This window comes from Saccharicrinis sp. 156 (assembly GCF_050589685.1).
Lineage (GTDB): Bacteria > Bacteroidota > Bacteroidia > Bacteroidales > Marinilabiliaceae > Saccharicrinis.
In genome coordinates this window covers 58,241-77,457 of record NZ_JBNGOS010000031.1, presented here as the reverse complement: position 1 = coordinate 77,457, position 19,217 = coordinate 58,241, and the positions used below count along the sequence as shown (strand labels likewise).

The 19,217-nt window shown below is 37.4% G+C and carries 9 protein-coding genes; all 9 read right to left on the bottom strand.

The features are described from left to right. Positions 1-203: 203 nt before the first annotated feature. The 9 genes from ACRD64_RS18195 to ACRD64_RS18155 all read right to left on the bottom strand — a co-directional run bounded on the left by ACRD64_RS18195 (position 204) and on the right by ACRD64_RS18155 (position 19,190). A complete protein-coding gene (locus ACRD64_RS18195) occupies positions 204-2,444 on the bottom strand; it encodes a DPP IV N-terminal domain-containing protein (RefSeq protein ID WP_430934888.1) in 2,241 nt (746 codons plus the stop codon). A gap of 51 nt (positions 2,445-2,495) precedes the next feature. Beyond that, on the bottom strand, positions 2,496-5,357 hold the full coding sequence (locus ACRD64_RS18190; RefSeq protein WP_430934887.1) for a sugar-binding domain-containing protein: 2,862 nt from the start codon (positions 5,355-5,357) through the stop codon (positions 2,496-2,498). Positions 5,358-5,401: 44 nt separating this feature from the next. Beyond that, positions 5,402-7,009, bottom strand: coding sequence for a discoidin domain-containing protein (locus ACRD64_RS18185; RefSeq protein ID WP_430934898.1), 1,608 nt, complete (start codon positions 7,007-7,009; stop codon positions 5,402-5,404). Between the two features lie 45 nt (positions 7,010-7,054). Continuing rightward, positions 7,055-10,567 carry a discoidin domain-containing protein gene (locus tag ACRD64_RS18180; RefSeq protein ID WP_430934886.1) on the bottom strand — a complete coding sequence of 1,171 codons (3,513 nt, stop codon included), beginning with the start codon at positions 10,565-10,567 and terminating at the stop codon, positions 7,055-7,057. 10 nt (positions 10,568-10,577) lie between these two features. After that, entirely contained in the window at positions 10,578-12,068 is a 1,491-nt protein-coding gene (locus ACRD64_RS18175) for a sulfatase (RefSeq protein WP_430934885.1), read from the bottom strand. 123 nt (positions 12,069-12,191) lie between these two features. Then, positions 12,192-13,700, bottom strand: coding sequence for a sulfatase family protein (locus ACRD64_RS18170; RefSeq protein ID WP_430934884.1), 1,509 nt, complete (start codon positions 13,698-13,700; stop codon positions 12,192-12,194). Between the two features lie 23 nt (positions 13,701-13,723). Then, positions 13,724-14,491 (bottom strand): SGNH/GDSL hydrolase family protein, encoded by a 768-nt coding sequence (locus tag ACRD64_RS18165; RefSeq protein ID WP_430934883.1) that lies wholly within the window; start codon positions 14,489-14,491, stop codon positions 13,724-13,726. Between the two features lie 15 nt (positions 14,492-14,506). Then, positions 14,507-16,426 (bottom strand): sulfatase family protein, encoded by a 1,920-nt coding sequence (locus ACRD64_RS18160; RefSeq protein ID WP_430934882.1) that lies wholly within the window; start codon positions 16,424-16,426, stop codon positions 14,507-14,509. Continuing rightward, on the bottom strand, positions 16,416-19,190 hold the full coding sequence (locus ACRD64_RS18155) for a sugar-binding domain-containing protein (RefSeq protein ID WP_430934881.1): 2,775 nt from the start codon (positions 19,188-19,190) through the stop codon (positions 16,416-16,418). The genes ACRD64_RS18160 and ACRD64_RS18155 overlap by 11 nt, the downstream gene beginning before the upstream one ends. Between the last annotated feature and the right edge of the window lie 27 nt (positions 19,191-19,217).

Here is a 19,217-nt window from a genome sequence, read left to right as displayed (position 1 = left end):
TCATTTTCAGTGAAAAATCTAAAAATGGTGAATCTAAGAGGAACAACAAGTGTCAGCCAGATTTCTTTTACTTAAAAATTAAGTTTAAAAATTATGATTGATAGGGCACAAAAGAGCCATACGATCCCAATCACTAGATAATAGTTAGAAAGAAAAGTCTTTATGGTTTTCATTCCATTTATATTTTTAATTAGTTCAGTATGCTATTTGTTTGATTCAGTGTTCCAAGCAGGAGTCTTCTCTCCTTTTAAATGTTTTATAAAGAAATCGCGACGTTTACGTTCTCCGTAATTTCCTCCTAAGGTGTGGTTTACTCCCGGCAAAACAACTAGCTCAAAATTCTTGTTTGCTTTTATTAATGCGTCTGCCACTTGCATGGTAGATGCTGGGTCGACGTTATCGTCCACCTCACCCAGAATCAGCATTAAATTTCCCTGTAATTTATGTGCGTTAACCACGTTTGAACATTCTTCGTACTGTTTTTCAATGGGGTAGCCCATCCATTGTTCGTTCCACCATATTTTATCCATTCGGTTATCATGACAGCCGCAAGATGAAACCGCAACATCGTAAAACTCCGGGTGAAACAAAACGGCACCGGTTGAACTTTGTCCACCTGCCGAGCCTCCAAAAATCCCCACATGCTCAATGTCCATATACGGGTATTTTTCAGCTGCCGCCTGCATCCATTTGATCCTGTCGGGGAAACCGGCATCTTTTAAGTTTTTCCAACACACATCATGAAAAGCTTTAGAACGGTTCGATGTACCCATTCCATCAATTTGAACCAGGATAAAACCTAGTTCAGCCAAGCCTGCAAAGCGGCGATTAATTCCGAGAAATGATTTTGGAACAAATGAATTATGCGGTCCGGCATAAATATATTCTATCACCGGATATTTTTTTGCGGGGTCGAAATTAGAGGGGCGGTAGATCAGTCCCCAAATATCGGTTTCACCATCTCTCCCTTTGGCAGAAAAGACCTCTGGCATATTCCAATCGGTTTCTTTTAACGTAACAATATCCGTTTCTTCTAAAGTCCTAATGACTTTCCCATTCTGAGCATTACACAGTACTGTTTTTCCGGGTAAATCGGCTCGTGAATAATAGTCAACAAAGTATTTAAAATCGTGGGAGAAAGTAACTTCATGATTGGCGTTTTCTGTTGTTAATGCTTTTAAACCTTTCCCATCAAATCCAATTCGATAGTAATGTAAATGATACGGGTCTTCATTCTTATTTTTCCCGCTGGCACAAAAAATAATTTCACGTTTTTCTTCATCAACATGAACTACTTTGCGCACCACCCAATTACCTTGCGTAATTTTATTTTTCACTTTGCCGGAATTATCGTACAAATACAAATGGTTCCAGCCATCACGCTCCGACATCCAAATCATCTCTGCCCCGTCATTTATATCATACCGATATCTTTTTCCAGTATAGAAAAAAAATGTTTCAGGGTTTTCTTCTGCAAGTACGGATAGATTACCCGTATTCGCATTCACTTCAAGAACCGTATATTTTTGATGGCCACGTTGGTTGTACTCAACAGTAAACGCCCTGCTATCTTTTCGCCAGTCTGGGTCTGACACGCCATATTGATTCATGTAACTACTAATGTCTACAGGAATCCGGCTCATCGACTCAATACTAAATAAACAGGGTTGTTTAATGGGTAAAGCATCGCCGGGTTTAAAATACTCCACCTGCTTTAATTTGGGTTGTAACTGCCCTTTTGGAGAAGACTCCACAAACTTAATAAATCGTTTTTCCGACGGTCGGAATTTATTTAAAGCGATGCATTTTGAGTTGGGCGACCATCTTAAATATGAACTATAAAACTCACCTGGCGAACCATCAAAGGTTAACTGTGTAGCTTTCCCTGTACTATCTTTTACAAACAAATTATTCTCATGAATGTAAGCTGTATATTTTTTATCTGGTGAAAGAATTGGCTCCTGACCCAGTTCATCTCTGGCTATTGCCCAATGCTTTTTAGTTGCTGGTGTTTTTACTCTGTCTTTTTGAATTAATTGATTTTTACTGGTTAGATAAAGCCAATTATATCCCTGGCTTTTGAATAGAAAAGTATCCGCATTTGCTGAAACCTTCTCATCGGTTAAAGTCAGTTTCTTCCAATCTTGCTCTTTTTCCTGAATATCCGATAATTGTTTGAGCAATTCGTTCTGATCAAACACTTCCTGCTTTTTCTCGCTTTCTGCATCTACAAACCAATATTGATTCCCTTCTGCCGTATGGGTTTTATACCACATGTTCGAGGAATTGTTAATCGGATGAACACTCTTCACCTGGTTATAAATCAGTTTCGACATCTGGTTAACAAGAGAATCCGCCTCTGAGTATATTTTACCCGAATACTGTGCTGATGAATAAACCGATGCACCTAATAAGAGCACTATGAAAAATAATCTTAATTGCATAACAAGCATAATTAATTTCAAAATAAGATGGTACTTTCTTTTCCCTTCAAATTAAAAAGGAGTCAAACTAATAATTTCATCTGCCTGAACCTCCGTCTGCGGTTTAAAGTTATCACCGCTCATATATTTTTTTAAGCTGAACAATAGCTGACGAGCTTCAGGACGGGTTTCCAAATCCGATTGCAAATCAACACCAGTCATAATTAGCTTTCCAATGCCAACCTTTGCCTCAAATATTAATGCCAGATTTCGGTTGGTTACCCAATCGTCTATAATACGAACTATCGGATCTGGTTTATTAGCAAAATCTTCAAGCGAAATGGCATTTGAATGGCTCATGGCATCCCACCATTGCCAGTTGCTGTGGTATTCGCTGGGGAATTCAGAAAGTGCTGGATGGTCGGGATTACATAAAATACCCAGCGTATGTGGTTTCTGTCCGTTGGTCCATGCAGTATTCCAAAACATACTTGAAAAGCCAACAGCCACTTCCCCGCCCTTGCCTTCTTTTATACTGCCTTTTTTAACCGTCAAAAGCACTTTGCCTCCTTCTTCCAGAGTTTCCAATGCCGTTTTATTCAGGGTTGAAACCACCAGAATATCATTCCCAACTTCGGGTAATTTATCTGGATACACCCAAAAATCCCATGAATTAACAAAACCAGCTACGTCAACTTGCAATTGGAATTTTGAAGCCGATTCTACTTCAAAAGTTTCACTTATTGAACCCAATTTCTGGTTATGCCCCCAATGCAAATCCTGTTTATTAAACGCTCCCTTACGAACAAGCTGACCTTTCTCATCCACTACTTTCCATGTAGGAACTTCCGAAGTCATTTCATGTTCACCGTAATGAGCGACCTCAATATCCGCTTCTATTTTCTCGTCACTGGTAAAAATCATTTTTGTGAATCGTGCAAGGGGCACTGTTTCGTTACTAAACTGACGGAATTCTTCGGGAGAAATATATCCTTTCTCATCCCAAAATGGGTCGAGCACTCCAACCAAAGCCGTTCCCTGCCCAGGAAAATCATGTAAGTCGAGTAGTTGAAATCCGCCAAAGCCTTTGGTACGCAATGCCGCTTCAATATCCGCTTTATAACAAAGTGCTTGTAATTTACCTGATGCCTTTACAAAATCGTCGGCCAGATGCAGCATACCATGTGCCTCAAGGCTTTTCTGGAAGATTTCGAAGTTTGTAGCTTTAAGCACGCCATCGTATTTAGGAATCTCTTTAAAGTTGGGATAAACACACCATTGCCCAATCTCATGACTTACCATAGGAGCAGTTAACTCAGCTACAGTTTTCTCCCAATCGTAATCGCTTCGAGGCGCTTCTTTATTTATAATACTGTTCAGATTTTGATTCCATCCCTGTATGCGTGTTCCTCTATGCACATTATGAAAATCATTCTCGGGAATAATTGGCCATCCTGCACCCGTAGTATAAACCCGACGTGAATCTCTAGCCTTCCAATACTTCACAAATTCAGTTAAATAGGCTTTATGATTTTTGCCATGAGGTTCGTTTCCATAGGGCATGAGGCAAAACGAAGGATGATTACCATACGCTGCTACCATACGCTCACTCTCTTCGTATAACCATTGATCTACACCGTTGCCAGCCCCCAGATTCGTTGCCCAGGAAGAAGCTTCAACCTGGTAATAAAAACCCAATTTATCAGCTGCCCGGAAAGCGGCTTTGGGTGGACACCATGAATGAAAACGGATGTGATTTAAACCGTGCGCCTTACAAACATTTATAATTCGTTCCCAAGCTTCAACATCAGTCGAAGGGTAACCTGTTTTTGGAAAAATGGCACACTCCAATGTTCCCCTAAGAAATACCGGACGACCGTTAATCGAAAAGCCTCTATCTTGTGCGCGGAACTCACGCATACCAAAGTTCCCGGTCCATAAGTCGCTGTTATCACCCGACTGCAGCTCCACACGTAGTTCATACAAATTAGGATGAAATTCGTCCCATAGAAGAACCTCATCACCCAATGGTAAGTTGACTATAACAGAGGAAGAATCAGTCCCACTATCAAAAGCGACTTCTATACTTTTTACATCTTGTACCTTTTCATTATTGAAGACAGATGCAGCTATTTTTAATTGACCTGATTGCTTCTGCTGGCTGCTATTCTTAAGCTCAATTTCTAAACGTGCTGAATTTTTCGCTATATCCGGGAAAATTCTCACATTAGAAATAGCTATGACATCCTTTCTTATTAATTGAATATCGCCAACAATCCCATTCCAGTTACTTTGTGTATTGTCGCTAATGCTATGCGCATCTATTCCTACATTAATATCATTTACACGGTTATCTATGCAAATGGTAATGATATTTGAACCCACTTTCAGGAACTTACTTAAATCGTAGGTATGAGGAACACCCAAGGCATTCTTTAAACCTACATAGGCATTATTCACCCAAAGCTGGGTCTCCCAATGAGGTCGTTCTAAATACAACTCAATACTTTTGTCCTTCCAACCTTCAGGTAAGGTAATCTCTTTTTGATACCAGGCTCTGCCAACATAATGATAATCGGAAATTAACCAAAATGGGTATCTAAACTTATCATCGCTTAAATATGGCTTATAATTTTCATCGTCAAACCAGGACTTACCCGCTGGATATTCTTTCCATGTATTACCGGTAAATTTGGTATGGTAGCCTACAGGTAAGCCTTTTTGTTGTTCTGGCATTGAGCCTGGAAGTATAATTGAATCAGAAAATTCCCTGGCATACCATCTTTCTCTAATTCCTTGATCCAAACTATCAATTTGGAATTTCCATTGTCCGGATAAAATAATTTTATCTACCTCTTGGGTTGAGCAACTATACAATAATGACACACAACACACAAAAAAGCATAAACTAATGATATTTAAAAACTTATTCATAGTTATATAATATTTCTAAGGACCTATCAATAATTTCTGGTATCCTATATTTTAACGATTCTTTTAACAGCTTTTGTTTTATGCCCAAGCAATTCTATTAAATATCCGCCTGGTTGCATATTACGCGTAGTGATTCTTAACTTCTGATTTTCAGTTATTATGTCCTTGTTTATTAGGGTTCCATCAATCGAATAAATACGGTAGTGATTAAAATCTGCCCTATTATTCCATTCTACATTTATCTGATTCTGAAATGGATTTGGAAAAACCTTAATATCTACGTACACTAGATTATCCCTTATGCCTACGTTACGATATTGACCTTTTATATACAGCTCGGCAACATTGGTATAAGGAGTACTGTTGACATCAGACAACGCAACAAATTTAATGTACTTACAATTCACCGTCTGACCCAAATCAATAGTTTTCAAGGTGTTATCACCATTAAATTTACCCATTGATAAAGCCTCACCCCAATTATTAAAATCATTAGTTCCATAGAATTCATAGTCTATCACATTTCCATTGGTTTTTCCATCCTGGCGTGGTAGATACTTAAAACCGCTTATATCTGCTGTTTCACCTAAATCTATTTGTACCTCATGGGGATGTGTAGGCTGACTACCTGACCATTGTGTAAACCAAAAAGTATAAGGGTTGTTATCAAAAGCATCAACAGCCAGATGGGGATTTTCTTCATCCTGACTATCTGCACTAAGCAAGCTCCATGTATCTTGCTTAAGCAATGTAGGATCTATTTCTGTTTCACTCAATGATTTCCAAACACGAATATAGTCCACCTGTGTTTCGGTCAAATAACCAAGCGGTAAATCAATAAAATACTGATCGCCACTTAACCCAAAACTTGCCCCATTGGAAAGCCAAAGAAACTCGGGACTTTTCACTACCCATTTAGGATCTGAATATCTTACTTTAAAAACACCATCATAATAGATATCCATAAATTGTTCAGTCCAATGAAATCCCCAGGTATGAAATCCCGAATGTATGCCTGGTGTATCATATTTTTTGGTATTCGCTTTATGATCTGCTCCATATCCATCAATATGAACAACGGACTTTGTATAGTCCTCTGTCCAGGCTGTTTCAAAGATATCAATCTCAGCCCCATCATTGGCGGTTCCATCTACATTACCCATATTTGGACCTTGCAACCAAAAGGCCGTATGTGTACCCTTTGCAGCATCACCCACCTTTATTCGTGCTTCGAAATAGCCATATTGGGTTGAATACTTATTATGACTTTGTATTGATCCGTTGGTCATGGCATTGTTTCCGGTTTTATGAACCTTTAAAATCAAATTGCCGTTCAGAACAGAAACATTCTCAGGTTTCCATCTCCAATCATAAATTCCAATATTAGGTCGTGCATTTCTCGATTTGGTGCTGTTATCAATATTCCATTTAACCGTATTTACTTCTGTTCCATTAAATTCATCACTGAAATCCAGTTTCCATTCCTTACTAATTATATCGTTTGCTGGTTTTGCATTTTCAGGTGTTTCAGCATCGATAAACTGAGAATAAACATTGCCTACCAATAGCAACAATATTATAGTTGAAAAAGAAAATTTCATATACTTAATAAATAAGAGATTATTAGACAAAATATAATAGACTACGAACACAAGCTGTTCTGTCAAAGCGATACAGCTTGTGCAAGTTTCATCTATTTATTTTTTAATTACAGTTTTAGATATACTTCCCTTCTCTCCTGATAACCTTACAATATAAACGCCTGGTATTATATCTTGAACCCTAATGCTAACTTGATTCTGATATTCTGAGACATCGCCTTTTTTAATCATCCTTCCAGACATATCTAATAGTTCCCACTCAGAAAATAAATTGCTTATTTCATAACTAATATGTAATTCATTTATAAATGGATTTGGATAAATCTTTATATCCTCTTCATCAATCAAATCATAGATGCCCACATTAGAAAATTCTTTTGAGCCAATTGTTATGGTATCTGAATACGCTGAGTTTCCTATATCGTTAAAAGCATAAACCCTAAACCAATAAGTTTCATCCTTATTTGTATTTTGGAGATTATAAGTAGTCGCATCCTTACCTGAAGTATAAATAGGTGTGAATGCATTGTCTACAAATTGTTCAACGACAAACCCTTTTTCATCCTTAGACAAATCCATCCATACCAGCTCTATTTGCGTATCAGATAACCTTCCACCTTGAACAAACTGAGGAGCATTCGGTAACGTTGGTTCTAACCTTTTAGTAAGGATTGACAATTCTGCACAACTCGCAAAGTTAGTTCCATTAACACCCGATAAACCAACTAGTTTAATATACCTGGCATTTTTACTTCCCGAAAAATACACCTCTTTTAAATCTGAAGAACCTTCCCAGGTTCCGCTACCAGCCTTAGTCCACGTTGCATTATCATTAGAAATATAAAACTCATAATCTTTAATGCTTCCATTTGTTTTTCCATCCTGTCGTGGCATATAGCTAAAACCGATAAAGCTATGCGTTTCATTCATATCGATAACAATTTCATGAGGATAAGGAGGTTGTCCGCCAGACCATTGCGTAAACCAGAATGTTCCGGGATTATCATCAAAAGCATAAGTTGCTAATTGTGGATTTACATAATCTTCACTATCAACGCTTACTAACGTCCAAGTTTTTTTAGAAACAGTGCCTTCCGATATAGCCTTAATAACAACATAGTTAGAATAATAAGATTCATCATTTGAATGAAACGCTTTTACTCTATATTGATAACTTCCTTCTTCAAGAACATCAGGTTCGATATACGAAACGGTGTTGGCGCTTACACTGGCTACTTGCTGAAAAACACCATTTCTTGCTCGTTCAATAATAAAACCTTCTTCATTATCCGAATTATCTTCCCACTGAAGGCTAATTGTGCCTTCACTTCCTACTTCGGCAACTAAATTATCAGGGTATATAATATTCTGGAAATTCTCATCGATTTTAAAGGTTAATATACCACTCCCATAAGTTGCAAACTTAACTGCATTTTGTTTTGTTATAAACTCAACATCAGTATACTCTACGTAAGGAATTGATGCGTCATTCATCTCATACCACCTATCATCATCTACAGAGTAAACCCATATACCTCCAGAACCACATGCCGCATAAATAAATTTCTCATCAGCGGATAAATCAAAATCTCGTATCCTATATACATCCAAACCATTATTATGGTTGGTAAAGGTTTTACCGCCATCTTGACTAATCAAAAAAACTTTTCCAACACCGGCATAATAAACTACTTCTTCATTCATATTCGAGGCCCTTATAATATGCTGATTTCTATGGTAATTATATGATTGGTCATTTGCTTTAGGCACTGAACCCGAATAAGTAGTTTTCTCAAATGTTTGTCCGCCATCCAAGGAATACAGGAAAACGCCATTTTTAACAGAAACATACCATCGCTTTGTGTTAATGGGTGAGTATCCAAAGCCGGTAATTTCACTACCCGTTTCTTTTTCAAAATCGAAATAATGCTTTGTTTGAATAATCGATTGCTGCTCAGGGTTAAATGTTAATTTAGATAAATTATTTCCATAAGCTAAATATACAGCATCCTCATTTTTGTTAGGAGAAGGAATCATTGGTGCAGCCCACCAATTACCTGTCGGGTAATTAATTGAGATAAGACCCGAGTTTTCTGCCAAAAAATTTGATTTATGGTAAATCGTTCCAAAATACATCCAAGTCCAAACAGAAGCATCATTATTTGCTAATGTCACTCTTAATCCGTCAGTTGTTCGCACATCCTCTGTGACTGCCTCATTTGAAGAAGTCAAAAAGCCAACAGTTCCTCTATCCTGGGTGCTGGTGAACGAACTGTAATAATTTTGTCCATGATCTGCATCGTAACACATTTGGGCTGGCGCTCCATAGTTCAACGATACATAACTTGACCAAAGCTCAGGCGTATCGGATATATAACATCCGAAATCTTTACCTAAAAAGAAAAAACAACTATTATCTTTTCTCTTATAAAATTTCATATGGTGTACATCCCAACCTAAGCGGTGACCGAAATTACTAAAAGATGTACCATAATTTATTGATACATTAGCATCTAAGTATCCTCTTACTATTACATTGGGTTTATTTGGGTGTACATCTCTGGCATTTGTATCTCCACTTTCATTGCTTATATCTATCTGCTTATGTGTCCAGCTTGCTCCTTTATCTGTTGAATAGTAAATATTTGAATATTTTGTTGCAACGTAAAAATGGTAGTTCCCATTATAATAAGTCCCAAAAATCCTATCCAAACTAACAAAGGTATTTGATGATGTATTTATTAATGTAAAATCCTGAGCATCTACAGCATGCTCATAAATGCTGACTTTGGAATCGGCATAATTATACACGGCTAGAAACACTGATTCAGAATTATGGACTCTAAACATTTTTACATAATAGCTGCTGGGGTTAAATTTTGTTGAGAGTGGCAAGTATGTTGTTCCATCATCACTGGATACATAAACCTGTTGGTTATTTGAACTTGTTTTAACCAGTACAAATACTTTATTGCCGTTTTCTGTTTTTACAATGGCTCCTTCGTATGTGTTAGCAGTAAACTGCACGCCGCTTGCATTAATCCATTCCTTTCCTTCATTGTCGCTATATTGCATCCTGCTGGCAGCGCTGCGAATCATCCTGAAAGATTGATCTGCTTTATTTAAACCGTCAATATAAGAGGTACTGAAGTTTCCTGTGTGATTCATCACTTCCCAATCGGTTTTCGAATCATCTCCGGACTCTCTGTTAATTTTCCAAATATGTCCGGCATAGCTTATAGCATAAATAACATCATTGGCTTGGTCGTATACAGACCCTACTGTTCTAAATCCATATGGACTCCCATCGTATGTTAAAAACCTAAACTGCTCCCACGTCCCAGTGATTTGCCCATCCGCATAAGATGATGTGTTGGAAACACTCTTTAAGGCATTCTCCGCTTTTAATGATCTTTCCTGACGTCTTTTGTTTACGGCTTTTTCTTCGGCTGAAAGAGTAAGTTTAGGACGTTCTTCATGTTCTTTATCTGTTTTAAGTTCTGCTTGCTCTGTATAGCCTAATTTTTGAATTGGTCTTGATTTATGAAAAATCAATCCAACAATAACACCAACAGTCACTAACAAAAATATTACTACATTCTTTTTCATATTAAAGCGATTAATCATTTGTAACTGCACTACCCCACCAATCATTGTCAGGATTAAAATCCTTTGAGAGAAAATTCAACCTTTGTTTTTCCAGGTTAGGTAATAAGGTCTCCTCTCTATATTTTTTGCTCTCTTTGGCTTTATTCTCATTATAATTTGGATCCTTTTCAGGAAACTTTGCATTTACAGAATGTAAGTAGTTAAAAAGCTGTTCATGAAGTTCTTTCACCTGAAATGGATGTTGTACCGCCAGATCATTTTGTTCACCTAGGTCTGTCTTTAAGTTATATAATTCTTCTAATCCTGTTTCGTAATAATGTATCAATTTCCAGTGACCCAAACGAATTATAGAAACGGGATCTCCCCCTTGATTCCCATAGTGTGGATAATGCCATATCAAAGGCCTATCAGGAATTGTTTCTCCTTTTAAAAGAGGCAATAAACTTACTCCATCCGAATGCTCCTCGGGGCGTAAATTAACTTTCGCCAAATCCAAAATTGTAGGATATAAATCGACGGCAGAAACCGGACTATGGCAGGTCAATCCTCCATCAGTTAATCCCGGAACTTTAATAAAATAAGGTTCACGAATTCCACCTTCGTACTGGTAGCCTTTACCTCCACGAAGTGGTAGATTCGAGGTTGAAAAATTGTCACCCGAAGCAACTCCACCATTGTCGGCTGTGAAAATCACAATGGTATTTTCATCTAATCCAAGCTCTTTTAATGTGTTTAACACAAGTCCCACAGCATCGTCCATTGTTTCAATTAAACCAGCATATATAGGATTATCTTGTACATTTCGAATAGGTAAGCGTGCTTCCATTTCAAAGCCTGAATCAGCAATACCTTGTTCTTCAGCTTTATCTCTGTATTTTGACCATTTCTCGTGAGTCGTTTGAATGGGAGCATGTACTGCATAAAAAGACAGATAGGCCAAAAAGGACGTGTCCTTATGTGCTTTAATAAAATCTGCTGTTTCCTGAGCAAGTCGCATGGTTAAACTTTCTCCATCGGGACCACTAGGCAAGTTAGGGTTATTCCATGGCGCATAAAAGCCACCTTTAGGGCTTCCAACATCCCATCCTCCAATATTAATATCGAAGCCATGATCCTCAGGCCATGATCCTTTATCGCCAACATGCCATTTTCCTGCAAAAAACGTTTTATAACCAGCCTCTTTTAGTGCTTCCGGCAAAGTGATATATTCATTTGATAAACGATGATTGTATTCAGGAGGCATTAATTTTGTGTTATAACCAGCATCACTCCATGTTTTACCTGTAGCGGCACCAATCCAGTCGGTAATACCATGCCGAGCCGGAAATTTTCCTGATATTAAACTGGCTCGAGAGGGGCTACATACCTGACAAGCTGCATAGCCGTCAGTAAAAACCATACCTTCACCTGCTATCTGGTCAATATTCGGTGTTTCATAATAAGTACTTCCCATGCAGCTCAAATCATGATAACCCAGATCATCTGCAACTATAAAAAGCACATTGGGTTTAGTTTGAGGTCCATTTTTAGTACAGGAAAACAGTAAAATACTTAAGACACAAAATAGTATGCTGTTGAATCTATACATCTTCTTAAATTCTTATTTGTTAATAATATTTTCGATTTACTCTGCTTGCCAAAACACATAATTACCATGATCATCATTCATTTTCTCAAGCCAATGATCAAATTTAGCTTGTAGTTCTTTGGCTTTTTCAGACTCAATTTCTATCAGATTATTTCTTTCTCCGATATCCTCCTTTAAATTATACAATGCTAACTTTCCACTATTTGAACCTAACATAATCTGAGAAGTAATGGGGCGCCATTTCGGACAATAATCCTCTGCAAAAACAAGTTTCCAACCATTATCAATAATAGCCCATTGCTTATCAAACTTAAAGCACAATGGTTGCTTTGATATTAGTGTAGGTTCGTTCTTAACAACTGGTTGTAACAAGCTACCACCATCAAACGTTATAGATTTATCTGCTTTTATTCCTGCAGCTTCCAGACAGGTTGGTACAATATCCATAGTGGATACCCGATGATTATATAATTTCCCGGATGGTAACTCTTTTGGCCATGACATAATAAAAGGCACGCGAATTCCACCTTCGTGCATTGTGTATTTCGATCCGCTCAGCGGCAAGTTATTCGCACCAGTTAGTGGCTCTCCTCCATTATCCGAAACCAACATGATCAAAGTATTATCAAGTAAGTTATGTTCATTTAAACGATCTAACAGGCGACCAATATTATCATCCAGACAATTTAAGTTGGCCAGATAAAGTTTTCTTTTTCCTTCATCTGTTATTTCTCCCACTTTGGTATATTTATAATAGTAATCGTTATATGTTCCCATGGAGGGATCATAATTCGGTATTTTGGGAGCATCCCATTTTTCACGGTATTTCTCGGGTACCTGATGAATTAATTCATGTACTGCATTATAAGCTAAATCCAGAAAAAAAGTTTTATCCTTATTTTTATCAATAAATTGTAAGGCCTCATCTGTATAAAGGTTTGTGCTATAGGTGTCTTTAAATCCTACTTTAACTTTATCTCTAAATATTCTGCCAAGAGAAGCACTTTCTCCATACGGATCAGGTGTAGCTTTTTCAATATCTTCATCCAGCAAAAAGAAATCGTGGGCATGGGCACTAAATCCAATAAAGCTTTCATAACCATGGTTGTTAGGAAAATCCCTTGCTTCCGGATTGTGGTAATTTCTTCCAAAATCACTTTTCCCTACCTTTCCGGTTGTATAACCATTTTTCTTAAGTAATTCAGCAATAGTAAGAACGTTAACAGGTAGTCCTGGACCCCAGCTCATCTTTTCATCCCATCGTTCCTGGTATTTCCCTGTATAAATAGCTGCACGCGATGGGCTACAAACTGGTCCGGAAACATAACACTGATCAAACAGAACACCGTTTCGAGCTATTCGATCCATATTAGGTGTTTTACAATTGGCCGAAACATGTTTATATGCACTTAAATCAGCATACCCCTGATCATCGGTAACTATCAGAATAATATTGGGTTGCTTTTTATTTGAATCCGCTGATTTAACAGGATTAGTGCATTTCACAAATAAAAATATGGTTGCTATTAGTAAAATATATCGCATGCTGTATTTGAATTATAAATTTCTTAAAAAAGTGCTTTTGCCAATTCTATGAACACAACCTGATGCCCTAAACTATTAGGGTGATTATTCTGACTCATAAATAACTTCAAATCCACACCTTCCCTTTTCATTTTCTTAAACTGAGCATAAACATCTACTACGGGAATTTTATATTCTTCGCCCAACCTCTTAATCAAATTACTATATCCGGCAAGCTTTGTATTATCGTTAAGGATGTCTTCCTTTAAATCAGGGGTTGGTGTAAGCAGTACAAGTTTTATTTTTGATGATAAAGCTTTCTTAATCATAAACCGCCATGCTTTCTCTGTTCTTTCCAAACCAATGCCCCTATCGTTTAACGCATAATCAATAAAAAGCAAATCCGGCTTTAATGGCAATACATCTTTTTTAAATCGTTTAGCTCCTTGTTCTGACTGCTCTCCTCCAATGGAAGTAGTAATGCAATTAATTACTGCATTGGGATAGTTCTCTTTTAAATATTCAAGAAATAAATGTGGATAGGCAGAAAGCGTGTTCACCTTTGGCGTTCTGTAATAACCGGAAGGTACACTATGACCATGAAAAACAATATTAATGGTTCTGTTTTTGGGCCATACTAATACAAGCTGTTCTTTCAGTTCGGCTAAATAATCACTGTCCTTTTGTTGCTTGTCATTTTCCTGGGCATCTAAAGCTTTATGACTTCCTAAAAAAAGAATAACACCAAACACCAACCTTATACCCAAACCACGAAACACCAACACCTTATCTTTACTTATTTTATTTACCATTGCTTATTTTTTTATTTAATATTCTGAAGTCTTTAAACCCACGATACTCAGAAAATCCTTACATGCAGATTTAACACTATTATCCTGATTGGGAACCTTATAAACCGACTTAACTACCTCAATAAAGTCATCTTTATTATCCTGATACAATAGAAAATTTACTGCCATTAATGCGATATCCTTGTTTTTACTTTTACAGGATTCTGCTAATTTGATTTTTGCATCGGCATGGTCAAAGTTATGAGATGCTACCGCTGCAGCCGTTACGGCAACCGGTGGATATTCATCGTCAATCAGGCCAAGAATATCATCCTTATATGCTTTTATACATTTTGCAGACTGCGAGCGCATTCCTGTAATAGCCCAGTAGCGTACTATTTTATTCGAATTTTTCAATAATTTCTGCTGTCTCCTTGCCGCCTCATCCCCTCTACTTCCAGATAAAGAAGCCGCTTTATAAATTTTCTTTACTGAAAACCGTTTATTATCCATCCGGTATTCATAAGGGGTTTCGTTCTTAGATATGGATGCCATTTCATATTCTGGCAGAAAGAGCACATCGCGTGAGCCCAATATCCTTTTTTCCAACTGTTTCCTCATTGCTAACAGTATCTTTCTGTATTCCGGGTCGTCAACCAGATTGCGTGTCTCCCATATATCATTCTCTATGTCGTAGAGATATTCGGTAGGACGTTCCGAAAAAATCGATTTTTGCATCGCATTTAAATACCCTTTCCCGTAATCCTTCCTCATTTGTACGCTTATATCTCCAATTTCAAAATAATTGATATAGCGGAACTGTGGCATAAAAGGCATATAGTTTCTAGAATAGATAAACCTACCATCTGTTATGCTGCGCACAAGGTCTATTCCATTATCCACCCTATCGGTAGACAATTCAATATACTTTGCTGGATCAGCAACTTTATCCCCAATAAAAACACGCCCCTTCATATATTCCGGAACAATACCTCCAGTCAAATGAATTAATGTAGGTGCCAAATCTTTAAAATCAATCAGTTCATCGGTAACTACACCTCCTGTTCCCCAGGGGGAAAGATGTTTGTACATCTCAGGAAACCAGACTACAAATGGAACCCGATATCCCAGATTAATGCCATTGGCCTTACATCTGGGTATTCCTTCGCCATGATCAGCATAAAAGAAGATAATGGTACTATCCCTTAAATTATCTTGTTCAAGCCAACGTAATATTTCACCTATTCGCACATCGGTTAGTTTAATAGAATTATATACCCGTGCAAAATGCTTTCGCATTTCTGGTGTGTCATTATAAAATGGGGGCATTTTGAATTCATCCTCAGCAATCCTTTGCTCTGGAGAAAGCCTCTCCAATACATTTTTCTGATACCACTCATACGAATTTGTCATGGTCCTGGACTGATGAGAATCGGCAATATTAAACACTGAGAAAAAAGGCTGACCAGGTTGACGTTTCCACCAACCCGCCTTGCTGGAGCTTTCGTGCCAAGCCTCGTTTGTAAACTCATCGGCATTCGCGATGTTATAATCTGTTTTACTATTATTGCTTACATAGTAACCTTGTTGCTTAAGAAAATATGGAAATCCTTTAATGAAATCTGGGATAGGATAGGCACTTCGCTGGTGCCCGGTTCCCATCTCAAAAGTATGAACACCTGTGATGATTGTACTCCTGCTTGAAGAACAAACCGTTCCGGTAGAAAAGGCGTTCTCAAATCGCACACCTTTCAATGCCAGTTTATCTATCTCAGGGGTGCGTGCATCTTTATTACCGTAGCATCCAATAAATTGTGGTGATGTATCTTCAATAGTCACCCATAAGATATTGGGTCTGTTTTGCCCTAAAACATCCCCACAGCTTAGAAACAACAGGATCAACAAACAGTTTAATATGCCTTGAGTACCAGGTGTCATAAATTTATTATTCATCATAAATATCAGAAGCCTTGAATTGCTTTTTAGTTTTCTCATCCATAAAATCAAGATCTTCCATGTTTACCGAACCAGATGGATTAAAGTCCTGACTTACCATATATTTTAAAAGACTTGACCTTAGTTGACGGGCAACTGGTCGCTTTTCAAGTTCATTCATTAAATCAATAGATGAAAAGATCAGTTTTCCATTTCCAACCTTCGTTTCAAAAACATTCGTCAAATGATGATTGGTAACAAAATTATCAATAACACGCACAATAGGTGTAACATCCAAGCTATCTACAATTAAAGACTTAGATTGAATACATAAATCCCACCATTGCCATTCTGTATAACCTTTCGTTGGGAAATCATTAAATGCCTTATGGTTTTCATCCATTAGCAGACCCATGGTACTCGGTTGATTTGGAAAGTGAACTGGACTCCAAAATACTGGAACAAAACGTCCATTAACTCCTTTTATATTTTTATAATCAGGATTTAACAGTACCGTTTTACCTTTACTTAACTCTTTTTTCGCTTTTTCATAAGAGTTGGTAATGATCACTTTATCGGAGGATGTTTTCACTTTCTTTGGATAAAACCAAACATGCCATTTATTTTTATATTCGGTACCTTTTAAAGCGAGATTAAAGGTTAATTCTGCAGCCTTTTCAACATTCACATCTATTTCTATATTGCCCAAATTGATATTATTACCAATTTTCAAATCAACACCTTTAATAACTCCGGCTTTTACTTTTTCACCAACTTTATTCGTAAAAGACCATTCTAAATCCTGCCCTTTCATCTCTTTATAAAAGTTGGCAATTTCTAATGAAGCACTAAACTTCTCGCCATTTTCATAAACAGCCTTTTCAAACCGGATAAGAGGTACAACCTCTGAATTAAACTCTCTGAACTCTTCAGCACTTATTGCGCCTTTCGATTCCCAGAAAGCATTTAACAAACCAACTAATGCAGTTCCTTGCCCGGGAAAATCCTGCAACTGCAATAACTGAAAACCATCAAAAGCTGGCGTTTTTAAGGCTCTTTCAATCTCTTCCTTGTATAGCATAGCTGCAAGTTTCCCTGACGCATAAGTAAACTCATCAGACAAATCCATTAGTCCTTTTTTCTCCAGTTCGTTTCTTATTGCCATAAAGTTTAATGGCTGTAAAACACCAGTATACTTTTCAATCTCTGTCATATCAGGATATACCGAATATTGACCAATCTCATGAGAAATAATAGGAACGGGAACATGTTCACTGGTTGCACTATAATCCTCGTTGAAATGAGGTGGCTTTGCATTGAAAATTCCCTGACCACGCACCCAACCTTTATCCGTTTTTTGCGTCACAAAAAAGTCATCTTGTGGTTGAGCTACCAATCCTAACGGACGTTGAAATGAGTAACAGGTTGTCATATATAAATGACGGTTGTCTTTAGCCTTTAACTTGGCTACAGTTGAATTCAACAAATCCACATCTCCCTCCAATTCATTCCCTAAAGCCATTAACACAAAGGAAGGATGATTCCCATATTCATTTAATATTCTATTGCCTTCACTCACTAGAAAATCAGTAGTTTTTTGATCTTTACCAAACATCAAACTCCAATGAGGCAATTCGACCTGACAATAAAACCCGGCTTCATCAGCGGCTTCAAAAGCAGCTTTGGGAGGACACCACGAATGAAAACGCAAGTGGTTTAATCCATAAGCTTTTGCTTGAGCAATTAACTTTGCCCATTCAGCTTTTTCCATCGGAGGATGTCCGGTTAATGGAAATATGGCACATTCAAGATTTCCTCGAAGGAAAATACGTTGGTTGTTTAGCGTTAGTACTTTATTGTTCTTTTGAATTTCCCTATAACCAAACTGAACAGAAGTTGTATCGGTACCAGCAATTAAATTAAAGTTGTACAAATTGGGAGTAAACTCATCCCAAAGCTTCATTTTGTGAGGTTTCTGTATTATTATGGTATTTACTCCTTTACTGAATCCATTTGCAATCACCTCACCATCTGTTGAAGATATTTGGTAGTTTAATTCCAAATCTGTATTTGAAATTCCTTCAAATGTTACTTTAATTGTTCCCTCGGAAACATTTGAGTATACTTGAAGATTCTCTACTTTATTTGTTTTGTTGGCAGTTAGTTTGATATCACCAATTATGCCGTTCCATTTAATTTGCGTGTGGTTGGTATAGGCATGTGCCATGTCCTGATTTACCGGATCTGGATATTTGTTACCTTTAACATTTATGAATGGATATAAGTTTGAGTTATCTATCCTGATAGTCAAGGTATGTTTACCTGGAGTTAAAACCGAACTTAGGTCGTACCTGTGAGGCGCAATTAAACTTTCATTTTTCCCTATCAATACGCCATCAACAAATAGTTTAGATTCCCAAATAACACGTTCTAACTCTAATGTTAATTGCTTTCCGTTCCATTCACCAGGTATAAATATCTCTTTTTGATACCAGGCCGCCCCTATATACTGGTGCTTTCGCGTTAACGCACATAATATGTCGTTGTTCATTTCAGGCTTACGCGTGTTTTTTGTTCCTAATCCAGCATCATCCAAGGTGCCGGGCAACTGAATGGGAGTTCCATTCAGTTTATTTTTCGCCCATTCCTCAGATAAGCCAACATTTGCAGAATCTAAAACAACTGTCCATTCTCCTTCAAGATTTATTTCTTCAACCGAAGAAGATGTACAACTTGCCATAATTACGACTAAGAGTAATGCTATAATTCTCGATATTGACTTCATATTTTATTTTTTTAAATTATGGCAGAC